16 protein-coding genes and 1 pseudogene are annotated in these 21935 nt (G+C 54.3%); 6 read left to right on the forward strand and 11 right to left on the reverse strand.

What is annotated here, in order from left to right:
• Genes CSC3H3_RS23800 through CSC3H3_RS23810 form a run of 3 tightly spaced genes read right to left on the reverse strand, consistent with a single transcriptional unit; the run spans nucleotide 1 to nucleotide 2760 of the window.
• Complete coding sequence (locus CSC3H3_RS23800; RefSeq protein WP_101286791.1) at nucleotides 1–1374, reverse strand: FAD/NAD(P)-dependent oxidoreductase; 1374 nt, start codon at nucleotides 1372–1374, stop codon at nucleotides 1–3.
• On the reverse strand, nucleotides 1371–1670 hold the full coding sequence (locus CSC3H3_RS23805; RefSeq protein WP_101266840.1) for a (2Fe-2S)-binding protein: 300 nt from the start codon (nucleotides 1668–1670) through the stop codon (nucleotides 1371–1373). Before CSC3H3_RS23805 ends, CSC3H3_RS23800 begins: the two co-directional genes overlap by 4 nt.
• A complete protein-coding gene (locus tag CSC3H3_RS23810; RefSeq protein ID WP_101286792.1) occupies nucleotides 1663–2760 on the reverse strand; it encodes an NAD(P)/FAD-dependent oxidoreductase in 1098 nt (365 codons plus the stop codon). The genes CSC3H3_RS23805 and CSC3H3_RS23810 overlap by 8 nt, the downstream gene beginning before the upstream one ends.
• 94 nt (nucleotides 2761–2854) lie before the next feature.
• Here CSC3H3_RS23810 and CSC3H3_RS23815 point away from each other — a divergent pair, with 94 nt between their 5' ends.
• On the forward strand, nucleotides 2855–3757 hold the full coding sequence (locus CSC3H3_RS23815; protein WP_101286793.1) for a LysR substrate-binding domain-containing protein: 903 nt from the start codon (nucleotides 2855–2857) through the stop codon (nucleotides 3755–3757).
• A gap of 142 nt (nucleotides 3758–3899) precedes the next feature.
• On the opposite strand, the gene CSC3H3_RS23820 is transcribed toward CSC3H3_RS23815, so the two are convergent.
• The 8 genes from CSC3H3_RS23820 to CSC3H3_RS23860 form a co-directional block, all read right to left on the reverse strand.
• A complete protein-coding gene (locus CSC3H3_RS23820; RefSeq protein WP_101286794.1) occupies nucleotides 3900–5459 on the reverse strand; it encodes an ABC transporter substrate-binding protein in 1560 nt (519 codons plus the stop codon).
• 490 nt (nucleotides 5460–5949) lie between these two features.
• Nucleotides 5950–7035, reverse strand: coding sequence for an NAD/NADP octopine/nopaline dehydrogenase family protein (locus CSC3H3_RS23830; protein ID WP_245881410.1), 1086 nt, complete (start codon nucleotides 7033–7035; stop codon nucleotides 5950–5952).
• Nucleotides 7036–7243: 208 nt separating this feature from the next.
• Complete coding sequence (locus CSC3H3_RS23835) at nucleotides 7244–8608, reverse strand: MmgE/PrpD family protein (RefSeq protein WP_101286796.1); 1365 nt, start codon at nucleotides 8606–8608, stop codon at nucleotides 7244–7246.
• Nucleotides 8609–8849: 241 nt separating this feature from the next.
• Nucleotides 8850–10160, reverse strand: a complete 1311-nt coding sequence (locus CSC3H3_RS23840; protein WP_101286797.1) for an NAD(P)/FAD-dependent oxidoreductase — start codon at nucleotides 10158–10160, stop codon at nucleotides 8850–8852.
• A 48-nt stretch (nucleotides 10161–10208) separates the two neighbouring features.
• Entirely contained in the window at nucleotides 10209–10979 is a 771-nt protein-coding gene (locus CSC3H3_RS23845) for an amino acid ABC transporter ATP-binding protein (RefSeq protein ID WP_101286798.1), read from the reverse strand.
• Nucleotides 10979–12322 carry an amino acid ABC transporter permease gene (locus CSC3H3_RS23850; protein WP_101286799.1) on the reverse strand — a complete coding sequence of 448 codons (1344 nt, stop codon included), beginning with the start codon at nucleotides 12320–12322 and terminating at the stop codon, nucleotides 10979–10981. The genes CSC3H3_RS23845 and CSC3H3_RS23850 overlap by 1 nt, the downstream gene beginning before the upstream one ends.
• Nucleotides 12323–13555, reverse strand: a complete 1233-nt coding sequence (locus CSC3H3_RS23855; RefSeq protein ID WP_245881411.1) for an amino acid ABC transporter permease — start codon at nucleotides 13553–13555, stop codon at nucleotides 12323–12325. It abuts the gene before it with no gap.
• 74 nt (nucleotides 13556–13629) lie between these two features.
• Nucleotides 13630–14679: an amino acid ABC transporter substrate-binding protein gene (locus tag CSC3H3_RS23860; protein ID WP_101266824.1), complete on the reverse strand. Its 1050-nt coding sequence runs from the start codon at nucleotides 14677–14679 to the stop codon at nucleotides 13630–13632.
• 195 nt (nucleotides 14680–14874) lie between these two features.
• On the opposite strand from CSC3H3_RS23860, the gene CSC3H3_RS23865 reads away from it, so the two are divergent.
• The 5 genes and pseudogenes from CSC3H3_RS23865 to CSC3H3_RS25065 form a co-directional block, all read left to right on the forward strand.
• Nucleotides 14875–15810 carry a LysR family transcriptional regulator gene (locus CSC3H3_RS23865; RefSeq protein ID WP_101286800.1) on the forward strand — a complete coding sequence of 312 codons (936 nt, stop codon included), beginning with the start codon at nucleotides 14875–14877 and terminating at the stop codon, nucleotides 15808–15810.
• Between the two features lie 193 nt (nucleotides 15811–16003).
• Nucleotides 16004–17077, forward strand: a complete 1074-nt coding sequence (locus CSC3H3_RS23870) for an HPP family protein (RefSeq protein ID WP_101286899.1) — start codon at nucleotides 16004–16006, stop codon at nucleotides 17075–17077.
• Nucleotides 17078–17279: 202 nt separating this feature from the next.
• Nucleotides 17280–18512, forward strand: coding sequence for a metallochaperone AztD (locus tag CSC3H3_RS23875; protein WP_101286801.1), 1233 nt, complete (start codon nucleotides 17280–17282; stop codon nucleotides 18510–18512).
• Between the two features lie 430 nt (nucleotides 18513–18942).
• A complete protein-coding gene (locus CSC3H3_RS23880; RefSeq protein ID WP_101286802.1) occupies nucleotides 18943–20763 on the forward strand; it encodes an IucA/IucC family protein in 1821 nt (606 codons plus the stop codon).
• Nucleotides 20756–21895: pseudogene (locus CSC3H3_RS25065) on the forward strand (type III PLP-dependent enzyme); the annotation flags it as partial. The gene CSC3H3_RS23880 and the pseudogene CSC3H3_RS25065, both read left to right, overlap by 8 nt.
• Between the last annotated feature and the right edge of the window lie 40 nt (nucleotides 21896–21935).

Consider the following 21935-nt stretch of genomic DNA (forward strand, 5'->3'; position numbering starts at 1 on the left):
TCACGCTTCCACATCCTGCAATGTGGCAATTTCGCCAAGTGTCACCGGCTTGAGGGGCGGGCGAATGTTAAAAAACCGCACATCGCCCACCGGCAGGTCATTGACCTCGGCCACCAGGGCCTGAACCGAATAACCGCATTGCCGCCCCTGGCATGGCCCCATGCCACAACGGGTGGCCGCCTTGACCGCGCCAACATCGGGTGCGGATGCACGCGCTGCCTCGCGAATGCGGCCAGCGGTGACTTCCTCGCACCGGCATACAACAACATCATCGGCAATGGGCTGTTGGGGGGGCGCATAAAGGGCATCAAGCAACGGGCGCAGGGCCAATGCCTTTTTCCGGCGGTCATCCAGGCTGGCATCACGGCGCAGTTTATCGGCGTCAATGCCGATATTTAATGACCGGGCAATGCCCAGTGCAGCAATTTCACCCGAAATTGTGGCCGCCTTCCAGCCGCCAATGCCACCGGCATCGCCTGCAATGAAAATGCCCTTGCGCGTGGTTTCACCCCATTGGTCGGTGCGCGGGGCAAAATATTTTTGCTGGTCATTCCAGATATGGTCACAACCCAGCGCCAGGGTTTCATGAATACGTGGAACAACCCCCTCGTGAACCAGCAAAACACCGGCATCACGTTTATGGATCTGCCCCTTGCTTTCCCATGAAATTTGCGCAAGCTTGCCCTCGCCATTGGCTTGCAGATTGCAAATATCACGCACCAGTTTGCCACTGCGCCGCAACTTCCAGATCCAGCGTAGCCCTTTCATCAATCCCGGGAAATCACGCCATGCAGCGGGCAGGTGTGAAAGCGCTTTCACTGTCGGTTTTTTCGATGTGTCGATATATCCGGCAACCCGGCCGCCCAGTTCCAGCAACTGGGTGCTGTATAGCAGCGGTAACGGCCCGGCACCCGCAATCCAGACATTGCCTTCCGGCAGCATCCCGCCGGATTTCAGCAAAATTTGCGCAGCGCCCACCGTCATCACACCGGGCAGGGTCCAACCGGCAAAGGGTACGGGGCGTTCCTGTGCGCCATTTGCCAGCAAAACGGCCTTTGCCAGCACACAGCGGCTTTTGCCATCGATGGTCAGGAAAACTTTCCAGCCATCTTCGATCTGCCAGACCTGGGCGGATGGCAGGTAATCAATACCGGCGGCATGGAATGCCTCGGTTGCCGATGTGCCCTTCTGGTAATCTTCGCCAAGTGCCTTGAAAACCGGGCTGGTGGCATTGCGTTCCACACCCCGCCAAATCTGGCCACCCGGTGCAGGCTGTTCATCGATCACGCAAACAGATGTGCCAAGGGCTGCCAGTTTTACCGCAGCGGCCATGCCAGCCGGGCCAGCACCAATTATAACAACATCATAGGTCATTGGCTTACCTCCCGGCGGCCGCGCTGGCGATCAATACGCATACCGTTTTTCAGGGGGGTTAAACATCCCTGCACCGATGGCACACCATCAACAACGGCCAGGCATTCAAAACACACACCCATCTGGCAATATGGCAGGCGGGTTTCGCCGCTTACCGGGGTTTGCCTGCCAATATCAGGCACCCGCAACAGGATGCTGGCAACGGTTTCGCCATTCCAGGCCGGTGTTTCGACCCCGTTTACATAAACAATCATATCTGCTTGCTCTTTCCAGCGAGCCGTCACACTTCTAAACATGAAATCTTCCATCAGAAAATTCAGACAATTCGCTATCAAGCCGTCCATTAATCATGGCCGGGCCAACAATGCCGGCATGGGCGGCGGCCAGTGTCACACCCGAATGGCACACAGCGGCAAACAGGCCGGGCGCGGATTTTGACTGCGCGTAAATCGGTGATCCATCGGCTGGCAAAATGCGAAAACCGCTCCATTGCCGGACAAGGCGCACCGATTCCAGCGCCGGGATGATCCGGGTGGCACGACGGGCCAGCGTGGTGGCGGAATCAACGCTTACACCACGATCCGATGTATGTTCCTGCGTCGCCCCAATCATGACCGTTCCCTCCACCGTTTGGCGCAAGCCACTGCCAGGAAAAGGCAAGAACGGGTCAAGACGTTCGGTCACCAGAATTTGCCCGCGCGTGGTGCCGATTTCGACATTCATGTCACAGCGATTTGCCAGTTCCGCCGTACCAAGCCCGGCCGCGATAATCACGTATCGGGCCTGCAGCGTGCCAACAGGACCATGAACAGCAAAGCCCGATGAAAGCGGTTTCACTTCAGTTACCGGGTGACGAAAAACCACCGAACCGCCATGTGCCGCGATCCCGTTATGCAGGGCATCAAGCAATTGAAGCGGGTTAACATGCCCGTCAACGCGGCCATAGCTGGCACCGGTTACGTCCGGGCCAAACCGGGCTGCTGGCACCATTTTTTCCAGTTCCCGGCGGCTGAGCATATCAATTTCCGGGGTGGCCGCCGCCTTGTTGATGCGGGCGGCAATGGCGGCGCGATGTTCAAATTCGGCTTCACCCAGGCAGTAATGAAACCCGCCGGGATTTGTGTAATCGATCTGTGTCCCGGTGGTGTTGGCAAGTTCATCGCGAAAGCGCGGCCACAGCTCGGCACTTTGATGGGTCAACCGGCTATAAGCCGGTGCATCCACCCCTTTGCCCTGAACCCAGACCAGCCCGAAATTGGCACGGGCGGCACGAAGATCCCTGTTTTTTCCGTCAAGCACTTTGACCTTGTAACCATCACGGGCAAGGCCGAAGGCCAAAGCAGCCCCCACTACGCCTGCGCCGATAACGATGATGTCAGCGTCCATGTGTTCCTCGTTCTTTTTCTTGCTTCAAACTAAATAGTGGGGGTAGAAAGTCAAAGTCGTTTTGTTCGGGGATATATTCAAAAAGGTTATACCCATGCGCGCACCGAGCCTGAGGCAACTTGAAGCATTAATGGCCGTGATCGAGGGCGGGACTGTCAGCCGTGCTGCCGAGATCATGCGGATATCGCAACCCGCCGCCAGCAAGCTGATCCGCGACCTGGAGGCCGATACCGGGCTTGAGCTTTTTGAGCGCGAAAGCGGGCGTCTGGTGCCAACAGGGCGTGGTATGCGCCTTTACGAGGAAGTGCAGCGCATATTTGGCGGTGTGCACCAGTTGACCCGCGCGGTAGAGGCCATTCGCCGCGAAGAACGCGGGCATCTGGTTATCGGGGCGATGCCGGCCCTTTCAGGTATGTTTTTAAGCCGTGTATTGGCGGGGTTTCTCGCACGTTATCCCGATGTTTTCATTTCCGTTGAAACCCGCAGTTCGCAGTTTTTAAGCGAAGCGGTTTTGCTACGCCGGCTTGACCTGGCACTGGTGGTTAACAGCCACGAACACCCGTCGGTTATGGTGGAACATTTGCAGGCACCGCCCATGGTGGTGATTATGCCCCACGGGCACAGACTGGCGGAAAAATCGGAAATCACACCAGACGATTTGAAGGACGAACCGTTTATCGCCCTTGGGGAATCCAGCAGGACCCGCAACCTGGTTGACGGGGCCTTTCGCCGCTATAACCTGCAGCCAAAGGTGGTGATTGAATCCACCACGATTTTAAACGTTGGCGAACTGGTTGCCGCGGGACTGGGCCTGACAATTGCGGACCCTTTGTCGCTGGAATTTGCCGCAGACCGCGTAACGGCACGGCCATTTCGCCCTACCCAGATTTATGATTACCACATCATTCGCCCGGTTCGGGCGCGCAACAGCAGCCTGGTTTCCGCCTTTGTCGAGGAAGTCCATGCCGCAGCACTCAAGGCCCGCATGATCGTTTAAATAAGGGGGTGTGGCCCAAAAAATGCGGGCCACACCCCACCATCACCCGATACCAAAACGCAACTGCCCCGGCCATGAACCCCTTGCATTACAAGGTATCCAGCAGCCGGGGCAGCACAAATTGAAAGCGAAAACCGGTTGATTAACGGCTAAGCGTGGTCAATTCAGTAATTGGCGGTGCCAGGTTAAGGGAGCCTTTAAGCTCCACCCCGTAATCAAGGGCGTTATTACGTGCCCAAACCTGCATCAGGCTGAAAAGTGGCACAGAACAAACCTGTTCGGATATTTTCTGCTGGGCGGCTGACCAGTATTTCAGGCGTTCTTCGTCGGTTGCGGCTTTTTTGGCGGCGGTGATATCGGCGTCACCGGCGTCACAATGGCCAAAATTGGTAACGGCGGTGGGTTTACCGATCGCGGCATCCGAATGGTAAAACTGGCTAAGATAGCTGTCTGCCACCGGGTAGCGTGCCGCACCGTAAAAGACCAGATCACTAAGGTCTTTGCGGATCTGCTGATGATAGGTCGGATGATCCACGACATTCATTTGCAGATTGATGCCAACCTTTGCCAGTTGGGCCTGGATCACTTCCATAATCGGCTTTTGCGCCGAGCTGGATGACACAACCGCTGTCAGGTTAAGGCCGTTTTCAAAGCCTGCTTCTGCCAGCAACTGTTTGGCCTTTTCCGGGTTATAGCTATAGGCCCAGCTGCAATCTTCGCCCATATAGCCCACGGGAACGACCGAACAGCCCTTGCGCGCAATACCGGAACCAACAAACTGCACAATCTGGTCAACATCGATTGCATCGGCAATTGCCTGCCGAACCTTGATATTATCCAACGGTGCGTGGGCGCGGTTAATAAACAGGGTGCGGAATTCACCGGGCGCAAAAATATCAACCGTGGTGTTATCCCAGAACATCGCCTGATCCACCCAGTGACGTTCGCGCTGGCCATAAATCAGGTCCAGTTCGCCAGAGCGGAACGCCAGTTCGCGGCTGGAATCAGAGGGGATGAAATCCGCACGGATGCCATCAATATGCGGCGCACCGCGGAAATAATCGGCAAAGGCCGTCAGGCTGACCGATTGCTGGGTGATGGCTTCGTCAAATTTGAAAGGCCCCGTACCAATGGGATGACGCTGAAAATCGGCCCCCAGTTTTTCAACGGCCTTTTTGCTGATGATGTTACCACCATGATAATTGGCAACCAGCCCCAGGAAACCCGGCACCGGTTCGCGCAGTGTGATGCGAACGGTTTTTGCATCCAGGGCTTCGATTTTATCAAACGCGGCATAATCGCTGGCGTAAGAAGAGGTTTCCGGGTTCTTTGCCCGTTCAAACGAGAAGACAACGTCATCAGCACTTAGCGTGCCGTAATCCTCGTGGAATTTGACATTGTCCTTCAGATGGAAGGTCCAGACCAGACCATCCTTTGACGTTTCCCAGCTTGATGCCAGGTCCGGTTCGATCCGGGCCGGGTCGGCACTGCCCGGTGCAAAACGGACAAGGCCGTTAAACATCCATGAAACCAGCGCCACATCCTGTGTTGCGGTGGCGCGGTCCGGGTCAAGGGTGGAATAATCCGCTGCCTCAAGTCCGATCCGCAACGTTTCTGCCATGGCGGCATGTGACACGGCACCAAGTGATGCCAGTGAAAGTGCTGCCGCGGCGACAAGTTTTACCCCAAATGTTTTTCGCATATTTGCCTCCTGATTTTTTATCCCCGCGGATTAGAAAGCCAACACATATAAGTGTCAAAGTCGATATTTTGGGTATTGTATCACGTCAGGTTATACCCCATCGGAACCGATTATTGCCTGATTGTCCATAAATCCGCCCTAACACCCTGATGGCAAATCATCAATTTGCACGGATCAACCGGCACGCCCCGCCGCCAGAATTTGCATCCTTTCTGCTATAGCAAAAACAATATCGTGGTGGGGCAAATTCGCCTGAAAACCGGTTATTTTCCGCGCACTTTGGCGAATAGCTGGCAATCAGCACACGCATAACCAGCGCCCAGAAGTTCACATCCACCCCAAGGCATGAAAACAGGCACGCCACACCAAAAAATCGTGCCGCCCGGCAGGGACGCGGGGCGGCACGACGACAGTTTAACAGCTTGATGCAGGCTATTTTTGCCTGCAAAAAATTCGTGCGATGCGCCAGATGGGCACCATTACGCAGCCATTATGATACCCGTTCCGTGGCAAACCCATCGCGCACGAGTTGTTTCAGACTGGCGATATCGGTAATTTCAAGCGCGCCAAGTATGTCATTGTCAGCAGCAAAATCACGCTGATAACAGGCTGAAAGAATGGCTGCACCCGCCTGATGCAAGGGGGCTTCCACACCGGCAAGGCGCGCCAGAAACAGGGTTGCCACCAGGCCGTAGGGCACATCTTCGGTTACATAGCGGGTGTTGATGTCTTTGGGCCCAATCGGGTCCGTCCCGCGGGCGACCTGTAGCTGATAAAGTTCATGGGTGTTGGTAATTTCCTGACCAGAGGACTGACGGAAATTTTCAAGCTGTGTGTGCACTTTTTTGCCACAGGCACGGGCTATTTCAACACGTTCCTGATCCAGGGATTCAAGGAAGTTGCCGACCTTTGGCGTCATATTGCTGTTTTGCTGCCAGTGTTCGCCGTTTTCGATGCGGGTTAAATTGCACAGGGCAATGGCAAGGTGGCTTTGCGGGTTCAGGTTACTGAGCGCGATGGTCAAAAGGTCGTCGCGCAGGGTGAAGTGCGGCCCGAAAAGTTCAATACAGGTTGCCTTGGCCGTCGCCCCCTGCCCGGCGGGTAAAACCGCTATGTCGATATTGCCGCGCAACTGACCAATGCGCAATTCATGCGGTGCATTGGGGGATTTGGCGGTTAGGGCCGTGGTGCTCCAGGCGACGATGGGTATTTGCGTGCCGCGCGCGGCCACCATTTTGGAAAGATAAAGGGCCGCAAAGGATAAATGCCCACTGATGATTACAGTATGGCGGACTTCAAGATGGGGGATCAGGGCATCAAGCACCAAACGGTGCCCGTTGGCCGGCATGGCGAGGATTATCACATCACTTTGCGCAAGTTCAGCAGCATTTGCGCAATAAACCAGGTCAAATTGCCCCTCGATGGCCCCCATCACATTCAGGACAGTGCCCGATGGCACATCGCGCGCGCTTTTACCCGTGGGGGACCATAATTTCGGCTGCATTCCACGCTGGGTCAAATGCGCAAAATAACCCCGGGCGATTAACCCGGCACCGGCAATACCAACATCCATCATCACGAACTTTCACATCAATTGGAAACGGCCCATAAATTGGTGAAAGTCCAATCATGAAGTCAAAGTCGATAAATTCTGATGCCTATTCGCCAGGGTTATACATGTTGTTATACCGCCGGCGTTTGGCCGCGAACCGAGGAAAAACCGGCAGGAACAATCAAACAAATATCGCGATGAATGGCTGTACATTCGCCCTGCCCTCCTTTTCTTAACCAAGCTTCAGGTCAGCCAGCACATGTTCAAGTGGTGCCGCGTCACCTGACCTTAACGACCTTATCGCACCAAGCATCTCCTCTATCCGGGATGGGGTGGCGACAAAACGGGTTGCTGTTTTGAATTTTTCTTCCAGTGCGTCCCAGCTCATCAATGGCTCACCTTCTGGTGCCGTCGGGCCAGATGAAAAGTGCTGATCCCCGACGCGAATGGTGACACATGCCAGAATATCCTGTGGATAAACAGCATCCAGGGCCGGACTAAGCGATAAGGTAACTTTGCCTGCCAGTGCCAGAACATCCGCACGACCAAGGGCATCTGCGGTTAAAGGCAACAAACTTTCGCGGCCATAAAGGCTGACCAGCGCCAGGCAATAAGGAATGCTATATTGAATATCAACGATATTTTCCGGCGCCGGCCGATTGGAAATGCGTAAACCTGCCGAATGAATTTCAACATCAATGCCATCTATCCCACCCGGCACGATATCATGTTCAGCCAGCAACCGTTCAAGCGCGATAAGCGGGGCGTGAATATGGCGACAGCAGGCATAGGGCTTGAAATAAGTTGCGCAAATATGCGGTATCTCGCCAAGCACTTGGTCTGCGGGAAACTGGTAATGCCGCTGGCTTTCAAGAATATTCCTTGGCCCGGTGTGACCTGCCTCTGCCAGGTAAAGCGCGGTCAGGCCTGTTACCACCGACCAGGGAATGCCTTCCTTGACGGCTGATCCTTCTGGTGCGGGAATGCGCGGGATGGGGGCGCTGGCAAAGGCCTGGCTTGGCGCGCTTTCGCCTGCAATTGCCAGGGCATGTTCAATAACCCCGCGCGGTGTTCCCCGCAGTGCAGCCGCCGTTGCAACAACGCCATAAGGCGTCCATGTGCCGGAACTTCCATAACTGGTTTTTGCCGCACCAACGGAAATACCAACTTCATATCCAATCACAATTGCCGTGATGACATCTTCCAGTGTTGCGCCGGTTTCGTGGGCAACGGCGAATGCCACAGGAATAATCGCCGCCCCCGGATGCCCGCGCGCAAAGCGGTTACCATCATCCAGGTCAAGGGCTGCCGCTGCAGCACTGTTTGCCCATGCCGCGCCGATCAGGGAACTGCCCTTGCCCGTAAACCAGACAGGATTTGTCCCATCGCCATAAACAGCGGGGATAACATCGCGAATGGCCCGTGGGCCGATATTGCCAATACCAACCGCCGCCGCACCCAACAGATCAAAAATACACATAAGGGCGGCATCACGCGCAGGTGCGGACGAGGGTTTCCCCCGCAAGTGTTCGATATAATCGGCAATTTTACCAACCATAGCGTGTTGCAAGGCATCAGGGTTTTGGGGGCTTTCCATGTCGGCGAACTCTTTGGTTGCAGGGGCCAGTCAGAAAAAGCACTGGTTTCACGCACCCATTTGCCGCAAACCGGCCAAACATGATTGGGGGCCGTCCCGCCAGTGCAGAACAACCCCCATCAAGATGTTCAGACAGCATTGCTGTCAAAGTCGTTTTCTTCGGCGACGTATTCGCCGGGGTTATAACCAACCATGGTAAGATGGTCGGAAATTGCCCACCTGCGCTATTGCACCTGGCAATTTACCAGCCGCGCCGGTCGGCGAATTCGTGCCATTTCATGATGGCAGGCAGGAACCAGGGTTTGCCGGTGTAAAACGGGCGGCTGTTGAAGGGGAATTCATCAAAAATGGTTTTGCCTTCGGCAAGGCCCAGAACCTTTTGCGCAATTTTACGGCCAAAATAATTTGACCGGCCAACGCCTGATCCACAATAACCCAGGGCGTAATGCATGCCATCCAGCTCGCCAATATGGGGCACATGGTCAAAGGTATATGCAATCATGCCTGACCAGGCGTAGTCGATTTTGGCGCTGGCAATTTGCGGGAACAGGCGCGTCATGAAATCCTGCAGATAGGGGACATAAAGACGCGGCTGGTCCCCCCGGCCAAAGGCACGACCACCAAACATGATACGACGACCATCGGGCGACGGGCGATAATAGGCCACCAGCCGTTCCGTCCCGCCATGACAGCGTAAATTCGGCGTTACGTCGCGCACCAGGTCTTCGGGCAGTTCCTCGGTCGCGATCATGGCGGACCGGATGGGAATAAGCCGGCGTTTGAATTTGCCAAACGGCCCGCCGGTATAACCATTGGTCGCAACAATAACGTGCCCGGCAGAAACTTTGCCGCCCGCAAAACCAACATCAAAGCGGCCATTTACCCGGTCCACCGCCGTTACCGGGCATTTTTCAACCAGCATGGCACCTTCGCGCGTGGCGATTTCACACAGACCCCGAAACAGTTTTGCCGGTTGCACGACACCATCGGTCGGATAAACGATACCGCCATAATAGGCATCGGTCCCGGCTTCTTCGCGCTGGCGTTCGCGGCTGACTTCGACGGCAGGAAAATCAACAATTTTGCTGATTTCCTCGGCCTGTTCGACAAGTCCGGCATAATGGTCGGGGTGGCTGGCACCGCGAAAACGACCACATATTTTAAGGTCGCAATCAATTTGTTCTTCGCGAATGAAATTCACCAGCCAGTCAAAGGCAACCAGGCTTTCGCGGATGCTGGCATGGACCTGATCGCGGCCATATTGCCGTTCCAGCCCGTTAACACCCAGTTTGCTGAAACTTGGTCCCAGCATGCCGCCCGTGCGTGTGCTGGCCCCGCTACCCAGTTCGCCTGCCTCAAACACGGCGACAGACAAACCGGCACGCACCAGCGTAATCGCCGCCGAAAGGCCGGTAAACCCGCCACCAACAATGGCAACATCAACCGATGCGGGCAATTGTGCGCGATCAAAGGGTTTTGCAGCACTGGCCAATGTTTTGTCAGCCAGCCAATAGGGCGCGTTTGCGTATGTCGATGAATGTTTTGCCAACATCTCGATTATTTCCGTTTTTTGGACGTGTCTGGGCGGGAAGATCAGGACTTAAAGGATGTGATCCAGGAAGACCTTGGTCCGGTCCCATTGCGGGTTGAGCAATACCTGTTCGGGCGGGCCGACTTCGACGATTTCGCCGTCCTCCATAAAGACGACGCGATCAGCCACCTGGCGGGCAAACTGCATTTCGTGGGTGACGCACACCATTGTCATCCCGGTTTGGGCAAGGTTGACCATCACATCAAGCACTTCCTTGACCATTTCGGGGTCAAGGGCGGATGTGGGTTCGTCAAACAGCATGATTTTCGGTTCCATCGCCAGCGACCGTGAAATTGCCACGCGCTGCTGCTGTCCACCGGAAAGCTGACCGGGAAAGCGGCTTGCCAGTTGCGCGATACCCACACGTTCAAGCAGGGTCATGGCAATATCGCGGGCTTCGGCCTCGGGCTTTTTGCGAAGCCAGGTCAAACCCAGCGTACAGTTTTCAAGCACGGTCAGATGGGGAAACAGATTAAAGTTCTGAAACACCATGCCCATTGTTTGATGAATAAACTTTTCGGTTTGCTTGTCGCGCTGCAATTCGTGGCCAAAAACGGAAACATTGCCTTCCTGATATTCTTCAAGATGGTTAAGGCAACGGATCAGGGTGGATTTACCCGACCCGGACGGGCCGCACACCACCATGATTTCCTTTTCCGCGATGGTCAGCGACACATCACGCAATACGTGATGGGCACCATACCATTTATTCAGGCCGTCAATCCGGATCGCGGGGCGCGACGGCGCGGCAGAGACGGCCGCTGGGCTGGACTGGCTCATTAGCGGTTCACCTTCAGGCGTTTTTCAAGATTGATGCTGTATTGGGACATGCCATAGCACAGCACAAAAAACAGGATCGAAATCATGGCAAGCGGTTCGGTATGCAAACCGACCCAGTCCTTGTCATTGGCGATGTTGCGCGCCATCAGCATGATGTCGAACAGGCCGATGATCGATACCAGCGTGGTATCCTTCAGGATGCTGATAAAGGATGTCATGATATTGGGGATCATCAGGCGCAATGCCTGGGGCAGAATGATCAGCAACATGGTCATCCAGTATCCAAGGCCAAGGGTTTGTGCGGCCTCGTATTGCCCACGCGGAATGGCCTGCAGGCCACCACGGATATTTTCGGCCATATAGGCACCGGAAAACAGGCAAACCGCACACAAAACCTGCGAAAGTTTGTTCAGTTCCATATCGCTGGGCAGGAAGATAGGCAGCAGGGTTACGGCCATGAACAGAACCGTAATCAGCGGCACGGCGCGGGCCAGTTCGATAATCAGCAGGCAGAGCCAGTGAATGACCGGCAGTTTCGAGCGCCGCCCCAAGGCCAGCAAAACACCAATCGGGATCGACATGGTAATGGCGAAGCTGGCGATAATCAGGGTCAGGAACAGCCCCCCCCAGCGTTCAATTGCGACCGGCGGCAAGGCAACCTGCGAAAGCACCGCCCCGGAAATGACGGCAAGAACCAGCCAGACAATCAGCAGGCTGTAAATATGGGTCTGGCGGGCCGTAAAGCGCGCGGCGAGCGGATAGGCAAGATCGGTCAGGCTGGGGCGGTTTAACAGTGCCAGAACCCAGTTCAGATAAATCATGACCATGAAACCGGCCGCAAGGCTGGTAAACACGGTATGAAGCAGGCCGGTTTCGACACCAAATGCGCCGCCCAAAAACAGCCACGCGCCTAAGAAGGGATAAAGCCCCACCCAGGAAATAAGAACCAGGCTGCGATGCGCGATCGACCGGCAGGATAGCGGCAATAGCCACGCAACCGCCAGAATAACCCCAAGATTGACGCGCCACTGTTCTTCATGCGGGTAGCGGCCATACATAAGGCCGTTAAACCAGTCAATCACACCGGCCCAGCAGGCCCCTTCCGGGCTGATATCCATGCATTCACGGCGGTTGGCCGCGTGCCATACCGCATCAAACACAGCCCAGTTCAGGGCATAGTCGATCACGTAGAAGGCAAGGCCCAGCACCAGAACGGTGAGGATGCTGTTCCCAATGGAATTGAAACAGCGACTGCGGATCCAGCGCAGAATTGTCATGTCGCTGGATTTGGGCTTGCGCGCCGGGCTTGGTACGAACCGTTTTAATTGTGCATCCGTGTTCATTTACATGACCTTGTATTGCACGCGGGCATTATATTTGTTGAGCAGATAGGAAATGGTCAGGCTGACGAAGATATAGAAACCCATCACCATGCTGATGATTTCAATGGCCCGGCCGGTCTGGTTGATCGATGTCTGCATAAAGACCGACACCAGTTCGGGAAAACCGATGGCAACCGCCAGCGAGGAATCCTTTACCGCAACCAGCCACGAATTTGCCAACGGCGGAATAATCGCGCGGATCGCCTGCGGGATCAGGATCAGGCGCAGGGTTTGAAAGCGCGAAAAACCAATGGTCCGTGCGGCTTCATGCTGGCCCCGATCAATGGATTCCATACCGGCACGGACACTTTCGGCAATGGCAGCAGAGCGATAAACCGTCATCGCAACAAAGGCAGCACCAAAGGCAACTGGCACATATTGGCCGCCTTCAAGGTTGAACCCGTCAAGGGCAGGAACCGACCATTCGATAAACCCGTTGCCGATGACACATGCCAGCACAAGGGCCACACCCCAGACAAGCCAGCCGGTGCGAAGGGCCTTGTGGTTACCGGTTTGGTTAATGCGGGCCTGCTGGGCCTTGCGACGCAAAAGCCAGGCAGCGGCGGCGAATAAAACAAATGCGCCCAAAAACCAGAAAAACGAAATGTCGCCTTGCGGGGAAGGAAAATAAAACCCGCGATTATTCAAAAAGAACAGATCACCGAGCATATAGCCGCGCCGGGGCGGCGGCAGCGCGGAAAATACGGCGGTAAACCAGAAAATAATCTGGATCAGCAGCGGCACATTTCGCACCACTTCGACATAACAGCGGGCAAGCTGGGCCACCAGCGGGTTGGACGACAGACGCAGAATACCGACAATCGTGCCAATGATGGTGCCAAATAAAATAACATTAAAAGACAATACCAGCGTATTGACGATACCCACCATAAAGACCCGCCAATAGGTCATGGAGGGATCATAGGGGATCAGCGACCAGCTGATATCAAAGCCGGAAGTCGAGCTTAGAAAATCAAACCCGAACATCATGCCCAGGCGATCAAGATTATATGCCGCGTTGGAGCCTAGATAGACAATCAGGCACAGGACAAACAGAAGTGTCAGCCCCTGAATGACATTGCCGCGCGTTGAATCGCGATTAAGGAATGATGTCAGACCAGCCCAGCCACGCTGCCGCACCGGGGGTGCCGATGCCTCATTCATGACCCGCTGCTGCGTGGAATAATCAGCCATGCCCGCAAACCAGTAAAAGAATGGAAAGACCAGGCAGGCCACAAACCGGGCCTGCCTGAACCGTTACCGGCAAATTACCGGAATGATTTGGCATACATCATGCCACCATTCTGCCAAAGGGCATTCAGCGTGCCTTCGCGTTCCAGACCCAGAACGCTGTTCGGGCCGACATTGCGTTCGTAGATTTCGCCGTAATTGCCAACCGATTTGATCACGTTATATGCCCAGTCTTTCGACAGGCCGAGACCGACATTCAGATCACCTTCAACGCCAAGAATACGGCGGACAACCGGGCTTTCGGAATTGGCGCGCATATCATCGACATTGGCCGAGGTGATGCCGTTTTCTTCGGCTGCAACCATCGCCTGGAAGGTCCATTTCACGATATTGGCCCAGGCGCTGTCATTTTGCGTAACGGCAAAGGACAGGGCTTCTTTGGAAATGGTTTCGGGCAGGACGATGTAATCATCGGGGTTCGGTGCCGCCGAGCGCTGTGCAGCCAGACCGGATTTATCGTTGGTCAGCGCATCGCAATTGTCATTGAAGAACGCAGTGTTACGCACAGCGGAATCATCAAAAACAACGGTTTTCAGATCCAGGCCGTGGGTGCGGCTGTAATCGGCAAGGTTCAGTTCGCTGGACGTGCCGGTCAGAACGCAAACAGTCGCGCCTTTAAGGTCCTTGACGGATTTCACACCCAGATCCTTGCGAACCATGAAACCCTGGCCGTCATAGAAATAGGTATCAAGGAAGTCCACACCCTGGCTGGTGTCACGCGAAAGCGTCCAGGTCATGCCCTTGGACATCATATCGCCTTCACCGCTTTTGATGGTGGTGAAGCTTTGTGCCCACTGAACGGGCATGAATTTAACCTTGCTGGCATCACCAAACACGGCAGCGGCAACGCCACGGCACATGTCCACATCCATGCCCTGCCATTCGCCGTCCTTGTTCAGGCTGTAAAAACCGGGGAAGGAATTACCGATAACGCAGCTAAGATAGCCGCGCTGTTTTACCTGATCGAGCGTCGAAGCCTTTTCCTGCGCCATGGCGGACGAAACACCAGCCGCCTGCATCAGAACAACGGCAGCACCGGCTGCCACAACTGTCATCAATTTGTTCATCATTATTCCCTGTATAAAGCTTTTGTTCTTTTGTCCCCGCAACAGCCCCTTTTTCGGGTAGCTGGCGACGCCGTGACGCATTGCACTTTTTTTGTTTATGCACGCCCAGAGCCAGTTGACGTCATGATCCTAGTTTAATCAGAATAATAATGGTATTGAATGTTTATGATGGTTCGATAACTTTGGGTTATGACAATGAATGTGAAGCGCCTGCGCATATTTCACGAGGTTTTTGTCACCGGCAGCATCACCCGCGCCGCCGAGCGCAGCTTTGTCAGCCAGCCTGCCGCCAGCAAGATGCTGACCAATTTTGAAGCGGAAATTGGCTATAAGCTGTTTGTGCGCAGCAATGGCAAACTGATCCCCACGGACGAAGCCCATTTCCTGCATGATGAAGTTTATTCGCTGTTACACAGCCTGAACCATCTGGAAGACAGCCTGAAAACGGCACGTAATAACCGGGCGGGCCGCCTGCGCATTTGCAGTATTTTTGGCCCGACATACCGTTTCCTGCCCGAACTGATTGCGAAATATGTCGATAAATATCCCGGCGTTCAGATCAGCATGCATCATTCCGGCTGTTCGGGAATTCGCCAGGGGGTTTCATCGGGGCAATATCAGATCGGCCTTGTCGATAAATCGCAAAGTTCGTTCAGCCATGAATCCGTTGCGCTCGATATGCCCTGCCAGATTGCCGTACATAAGGACCACCCGGCGGCAAAGCTGGATATCGTGACGCCAGAGGACATTGGGAATAGCCCGTGGGTAACTCTTGATTCCGAGAACGTCACAACAAAATCGCTTAAAATGCATTATGAAAACCGCAATCTGGATTTCAACCGGATCATCGAAGTCCATACAACCGTACATGCCCTGTCATTTGTCGAGCTGGGCATGGGTGTTACGCTGGTCGATGCCCTGAATTGCCGACATTTCAATGATATTTTCCGCATGGAAAATGTGCGCCTGCGCCCTTTTCGCCCGCGTATCCTTGAACCCCTTGAGGTCATTACATCGAACGTCCACCCGCTTTCAGGAATGGCGCGGGAATTTTACGACAGGCTGCTGGAAGAATTAAACGCCTGCATTGGCGAGGCAGAAAAGCGGGAACAAACGGTACGGGCAAACTAACGACCCCGAAACTGTTGATGCAGCGGAAACCGCCAGCCGCCATCGCACCACGGGTACACCAAAAATAGTATCGTTTGACCAGGTTCAGGCACAAGGATATTAAACATGAATTATTTGTTATCATTCGTAATCAACAGTTAATTGGTGTTTAAATTTGCGTTTCCGTCTTCCCCCTTTGCTGCCGTTTCTGTTGATGCTGGGTCCGGCCATTCCCAGGGCAGATCGAAAAGAAGCCATCCGTGCCGGTATCGGTGCGTTTTGGGGGCTGGGTCTTGCCGGTTTTTTGTCGGCAGTGCTATTGCCCGCTGATTGGGGCCTATATCTGATTGCGCCATTTGGCGCATCAAGCGTGCTTTTATTTGCAGTACCCAATAGCCCGCTTGCACAACCCTGGTCGGCGATCATGGGGAACGTCATTTCAGCGGTTATTGGTGTTACGCTTTGTTATCTTGTTGATAACGATACGGCCCGGATCAGTCTTGCGGTTGGTATGGCGATCGGCGCGATGATTATGATCCGCGCGGTGCACCCGCCCGGCGGAGCCGTTGCCATGGTTGCCGCCATACAACCAGACCTGATAACCGAAACGGGTTTTCGCTTTGTCCTGGCCCCGGTTGCGGCCGGAACCATTTTTCTGGTTCTCGCTGCGATACTTCATGCCCGCCTGACAGGCAGAAAATATCCATACCGGCAATTTGATGATCCCGGTCCCTACCGGACGGCGGATCGCCCACCAATTGAACGGACTGGCCTGACGGAACAGGAACTTTCGCAAATTCTGCAAAAGTACCGGCAAACATTGAATCTGGGGGTGGAAGACCTTTCACGCCTGATTGGTGCGGCAGAAGTACAGATAGCAGCCCATCACACGGGACCTGTAACCGCGCGGGATATCATGTCGCGCAACCTGGTAACGGTTTTGCCAGATTCTTCACTGCCATTCGTTGCTGACCTGTTTGCACGCCATCATTTCACAACGCTGCCGGTTGTCCGCGAAGATGGGCGGTTTGTGGGTATTATTTTCCAAATCCACCTTGTACGCCAGTTTCTGAAACCGGCACCACACCCGCAAAAAGCCATCAATATCATGTCGGTTAGTGAACCCTGCGTTTCAGAAACCACTCCCCTTTCAGCCTTGTTGCCCCTAATGGCGGAAGGTGGATATGAAGCTATTCCTGTTACGGACAACCATAAAATCATAGGGATTGTGACCCGAACCGACATTATCGGGGCGCTGGCCTCAGGTATTGGGCAGCAGGCATCTTAACCGGGATCGTCGTGCATTTCAGATGCCATGGCAGACAATGATCATTGCTACCAGATCCCCTAAACTGAGGGGCTGAGCCGGATATACAATCGGGATTACATTCCTGATTGCGCTTAACTCCCCGGTATTTCGATGGACACAACCAGAAATTCGCCCTAATAATGTTATGTTATAACATAACATTTGGAGGATTTTTGTGTTTATGCGCCCCGGATTAACCGGCCTTGCCGCCGGTTTAATGTCGATATCCGCCCTGTCATTTGCCGAACCCGCCTTTGCCAGCGATGAGACACGCGAAAGCTGGCGCCTGTTTGTAACCGACCAGACCAAAGCCGAGGTCAGCGTTATAAACCCCGATAGCGGCACGGTTGAGAATACATTTCCAACAACAGGGTATGTTACCCATCTGGTTGCCAGTGACAGCGGAAAAACCCTGTTTGCCGTGCAGATGGATCATGACATGGTCAATGTGATCAGCAGCGGCATTACCCTTTCCAGCCATGGCGACCATAGCGACCTGAAGGTTACTGATGCTGCCCTGTTACCCGCGCAGCTTGACGGTCAACGACCGGTGCATGCCGTGCCCCATGGGGACAAGATCATTCAATTCTATGACCAGCAGGGCGAAGGGCATGTGTTTTCCGAACGGGGCCTTCTTGATGGCAAAGTGGATTATCAAACCGTGAAAACCGCCGCGCCACACCATGGCGTGGTGGTGCCGATGGGGGACTATTTTGTTGTTTCGGAACCAAACCTTGCCACCCCCGTGAAAGAAGGCGAATTGCCCCCGCGCAAAGGGGCAAAGGTGATCGATCATAACGGCCAGCAAGTTGGCGACATTGCCACCTGCACCGGCCTGCATGGCGAAGCCTATTCGGCCGGATTGGTCGCCTTTGGCTGTGAAGAAGGCGTTTTGATCGCCGAAGCCAACCATGGCGATGCCCCGCAATTGCACCTGTTACCTTATGGCGATGATATGCCGGAAGGCAAAGTTGGCCATTTGGCCGGGGGTAAGGCGATGCAATTTTTCCTGGGGGATTATGGCGCAGACAAGCTGGTTGTTATTGATCCTTCCAGCGACAAACCGTTTAGCGTTGTTGAGCTGCCGGTGCGCCATGTTCATTTCATTCTTGATCCGGTTCGGGTCAAGATCGCCTATGTCTTTACCGAGGATGGCAAACTTCACGCACTGGATGTTTTAAGCGGCAAGATTATCCAGTCCACCCGGGTTACAGAACCCTATAGCAAAGATGGTCACTGGCGCGACCCGCGCCCGCGCCTTGCCGTGATGAACGACACCATCGCAATAACCGACCCGAAAAACGGGTTGATCAGGCTGCTTGATGCCGAAAGCTTCAAAGAGCGTAAAACCATCAAAACCGGTGGATTGCCCTTTAACATCGTTGCTATTGGCGGGTCCGGGCTGGTGCATTAAACCGGCAGCGCGATAACACGAATACACAAGGCCGGGCCGAAATTGCGCCCGGCCTTTTTCATGGACTTCCGGTTCGCATCGCATCGGAACCCAAAACAGTTTTGCAACCGCATAAGCCAGTTAGCGGACAAAGCATAAGACGCCCAAACCATTGGTCGCTGCCCACCCCCGAAGCACAGGCAAAAAGACCGGTTTTCGGGGCATTTTGATGCCGGTTTTATGAAAAAATCACCATCGCAAATTCTGCAATTGACAATCATTATTATTATCACTAGCGTTCGCGCAAAGACTGAGCACCCAAACAGGCGAACAACCCTAAATAACGATTTTCTTAAGTAACAACTGGTCTCCCGAACCAAGTATCGAAACGACAACAACAAAACAAAAGTACGCCCTTTTCTATTCTGAAATAGAAACCAGGAAATACGACATGGTTGGAAATACGATCTTTAAAGAAGAAGAGACCATTGCCCTTCACCCCCAGAAAACCAACGCAAAACTGCCCGAAACAGCGGCGCAGCAGGCGTCATCGCATGCGTTGTTTAATTGCCTGATCAAGGAATTCGCCCTGCCGCAGGGGCTGGTGCAATATTGCTGGCCCAATGACCGTGACCGCCTGCCCGTTGAAATTACCCATGCGTCATCACATGTGGTGCCGCTGCATGTCACGATGCCGGACGCTGCCGAATTTTTTGTTCTGGTGGACCGTCAAAGCAGCATTGGCACCCATTATTATCTGTCGCACATTTATGGCAAACTGCCTGCCGGTCGCTGGAAACAACTGGATGCCGAATTGCTGGCAGCACGGCTGCTTTCAAGCTGCGCACAGCCTGGAACGCCGGTGAATGGCGAGCTTTTAAAGCAGATCCAGGCCAGCATTACCCTTAGCGAAGATATCGCCGCCCATATTGATGCCACACAGCCTGACCCGTTTGCCGATTATGCCGCAAGCGAGCAAAATTTGTGGTTTGGCCACCCAAGCCACCCGGCCCCCAAGGCCCGGTTATGGCCCGCCAGTGCCGCGATTAAAAAATATTCGCCGGAATTTGCGCCCGCCATTCAAATGCATGTATTGGAAGTGCCGGTTTCGGGCCTGAAAATCACAACCGACCATGCCCGCCCGCAGGACATGCTGGCTGGTGTTGCCGACCAGACCGGGTGCCGTGCGGGTTATGCGCGCATCAGTTTGCACCCGGTGCAGGCCAAGCAGTTTTTAGCTGACCCGCGCACACAGGCCCTGCTTGCCAATGGCAACATAACCGACCTTGGCGAAACCGGTTTTACGGCGCAGCCAACGGCATCCATTCGCACGATGTATGTTGACGGGCATGATTATTTTATCAAAGGGTCGCTTAATGTGCGCATCACCAATTGCGTGCGCAAAAACGCCTGGTACGAACTGGAAAGTGCGGTTCTGATCAATGCGATTTTGGGCGAACTGGCACAAACAGACATGGCATCCACCGGCGGCCTTAACCTGATTGAAGAACCCGCCAGCATCAGCTGGCACCCTGATGATGCCAATGAAGAAGACGCCATCTGGTTTACCGAACAAACCGGCGCCATTTTGCGGCGCAATTTCTGCCAGGGGCAGAAACGTGACCGCCATATCGTTGCGGCAACCCTGTTTGCCCGCGACCTTGATATGCAATCGAACTTTGACCGCTTTTTAGGCCGGTTTGATTTCAAACCATCGGACGGCGCAAAACTGGCATGGTTTGAAACCTATCTTGAGGCGCTGGTAAAACCGGTTTTGTACCTGTTTTACAATCACGGCATTGTTTTGGAACCGCATTTGCAAAACACCGTGATCGCCCATGAAGGCGGCCATCCGGTGCAGGTCCTGCTGCGTGATTATGAAGGTGTCAAACTGACGTCGGATAAGGGCGTTAATTTCCTGCCCGCCGATATCCACCCGAAAATTCGCCAGTCGATGGAATATGACCGCAAGGCGGGCTGGGCACGCATCAGCTATTGTCTGTTTGTCAATAATCTGGGGGAAGCCATCCTTGCGATGAGCGAAAATGCCCCCGCACTGGCGCAGGCCATGTGGCATGTCACCCGACAGAAACTTAAGCAAATTTCCCGCGAATTGCAGGTGCCAACACCGGAGCTTGATCAGTTGATCGAGGATGGAATGGTCGCCTGTAAAACCAATTTCAAGGTGCGACTGGCCGCCGAGGCCGACCGGAAAGCCGGTTACGTCACCCTTGTTGCCCCCTGGTCCTGCGAGGAAACCCAAAATGCGTGAAGCCAGCCAAAATCACAGTATCGACAGCCATATCATCGCGCGCTTCAAGACCCTGGCAAAAGGGCAGAACGACCCGCTCGCCGCCTTTATTTACGACCTTGATGCCCTGAAAGGCCATGTCACAAAGGTTATGGATGCCCTGCCAGATGGAGTGGAGCTTTATTACGCCATCAAGGCCAATAGCGAAGCGCCGATCCTTGAAACGATTGCACCGCTGGTAAACGGATTTGAAATTTCATCGGGTGGTGAAATCGCCCGTATTGCCGGGTTTAGCGCAACCAAACCTTTTATCTTTTCCGGGCCGGGCAAGCTGGCATCCGACCTGCGCGCCGCCATGGCGGCAAATGTGGAATTCATCCATGTTGAAAGCCAACATGAAATTGACCTGCTCGATGCTGTTGCCCGCGACATGGGCCAGGTCCAGGATGTTTTGATCCGCATTAACCCGGCCCTGCCGGAAAATATGCGCACCAAACTTTCCATGGCGGGTACTGCAACCCCCTTTGGCATTGAAGAAGCCGCCCTTCCTGATGCCATCAGGCAGGTGGAAAGCAGCAAAAACCTGCGCCTGAAGGGGTTTCATATCCATGCGATGTCGCATCAGAATGATGGTAAACGCCATCAGGCCCTGATCGATTTTTACCTGCAAAAATGGGCGGAATGGTCAGCCCTTTGTGCAGCGCCCGACACCCTGACGCATTTAAATGTCGGGGGTGGCATTGGTGTGAATTATCTGGGTGATGAACAGTTTGACTGGCCGGGTTTTTGCGCCCATCTGGGCAAAAGCCTGGCCAAAACTGCCAACCCGCCCGTCATCCGCCTGGAGCCAGGCCGGTTTATAACTGCGTTTTGCGGTTATTACGGCATTGAAGTCCTTGATATCAAGGAAAGCCATAAACGGCATTTTGTGGTTTGCCGGGGCGGCACCCACCAGTTCCGCCTGCCCGCCGCGCAAAGCCATGATCACCCGGTGATCCATATTCCGGATGCGCTAACAGGTGTGAAAGATACCATTAATGCAAAACGCCATTCTGGCAGTTTTGATATTGTCGGCCAGCTTTGCACCCCCAAGGATGTTTTAAGCCGCAATCAGGAACTACAGGATGTTGCTGTTGGCAGCCTGCTGGTTTTACCGATGGCAGGTGCCTATGGGTTTAATATTTCGCATGTGG

Source organism: Thalassospira marina (assembly GCF_002844375.1).
GTDB classification, from domain to species: domain Bacteria; phylum Pseudomonadota; class Alphaproteobacteria; order Rhodospirillales; family Thalassospiraceae; genus Thalassospira; species Thalassospira marina.

Coding starts and splice junctions, on each gene's coding strand:
- CSC3H3_RS23800 (WP_101286791.1), bottom strand. CDS start 1,374: ATGACCTATGATGTTGTTATAATTGGTGCTGGCCCGGCTGGCATGGCC.
- CSC3H3_RS23805 (WP_101266840.1), bottom strand. CDS start 1,670: ATGTTTAGAAGTGTGACGGCTCGCTGGAAAGAGCAAGCAGATATGATT.
- CSC3H3_RS23810 (WP_101286792.1), bottom strand. CDS start 2,760: ATGGACGCTGACATCATCGTTATCGGCGCAGGCGTAGTGGGGGCTGCT.
- CSC3H3_RS23815 (WP_101286793.1), top strand. CDS start 2,855: ATGCGCGCACCGAGCCTGAGGCAACTTGAAGCATTAATGGCCGTGATC.
- CSC3H3_RS23820 (WP_101286794.1), bottom strand. CDS start 5,459: ATGCGAAAAACATTTGGGGTAAAACTTGTCGCCGCGGCAGCACTTTCA.
- CSC3H3_RS23830 (WP_245881410.1), bottom strand. CDS start 7,035: ATGATGGATGTTGGTATTGCCGGTGCCGGGTTAATCGCCCGGGGTTAT.
- CSC3H3_RS23835 (WP_101286796.1), bottom strand. CDS start 8,608: ATGGAAAGCCCCCAAAACCCTGATGCCTTGCAACACGCTATGGTTGGT.
- CSC3H3_RS23840 (WP_101286797.1), bottom strand. CDS start 10,160: ATGTTGGCAAAACATTCATCGACATACGCAAACGCGCCCTATTGGCTG.
- CSC3H3_RS23845 (WP_101286798.1), bottom strand. CDS start 10,979: ATGAGCCAGTCCAGCCCAGCGGCCGTCTCTGCCGCGCCGTCGCGCCCC.
- CSC3H3_RS23850 (WP_101286799.1), bottom strand. CDS start 12,322: ATGAACACGGATGCACAATTAAAACGGTTCGTACCAAGCCCGGCGCGC.
- CSC3H3_RS23855 (WP_245881411.1), bottom strand. CDS start 13,555: ATGGCTGATTATTCCACGCAGCAGCGGGTCATGAATGAGGCATCGGCA.
- CSC3H3_RS23860 (WP_101266824.1), bottom strand. CDS start 14,679: ATGAACAAATTGATGACAGTTGTGGCAGCCGGTGCTGCCGTTGTTCTG.
- CSC3H3_RS23865 (WP_101286800.1), top strand. CDS start 14,875: ATGAATGTGAAGCGCCTGCGCATATTTCACGAGGTTTTTGTCACCGGC.
- CSC3H3_RS23870 (WP_101286899.1), top strand. CDS start 16,004: ATGCTGGGTCCGGCCATTCCCAGGGCAGATCGAAAAGAAGCCATCCGT.
- CSC3H3_RS23875 (WP_101286801.1), top strand. CDS start 17,280: ATGCGCCCCGGATTAACCGGCCTTGCCGCCGGTTTAATGTCGATATCC.
- CSC3H3_RS23880 (WP_101286802.1), top strand. CDS start 18,943: ATGGTTGGAAATACGATCTTTAAAGAAGAAGAGACCATTGCCCTTCAC.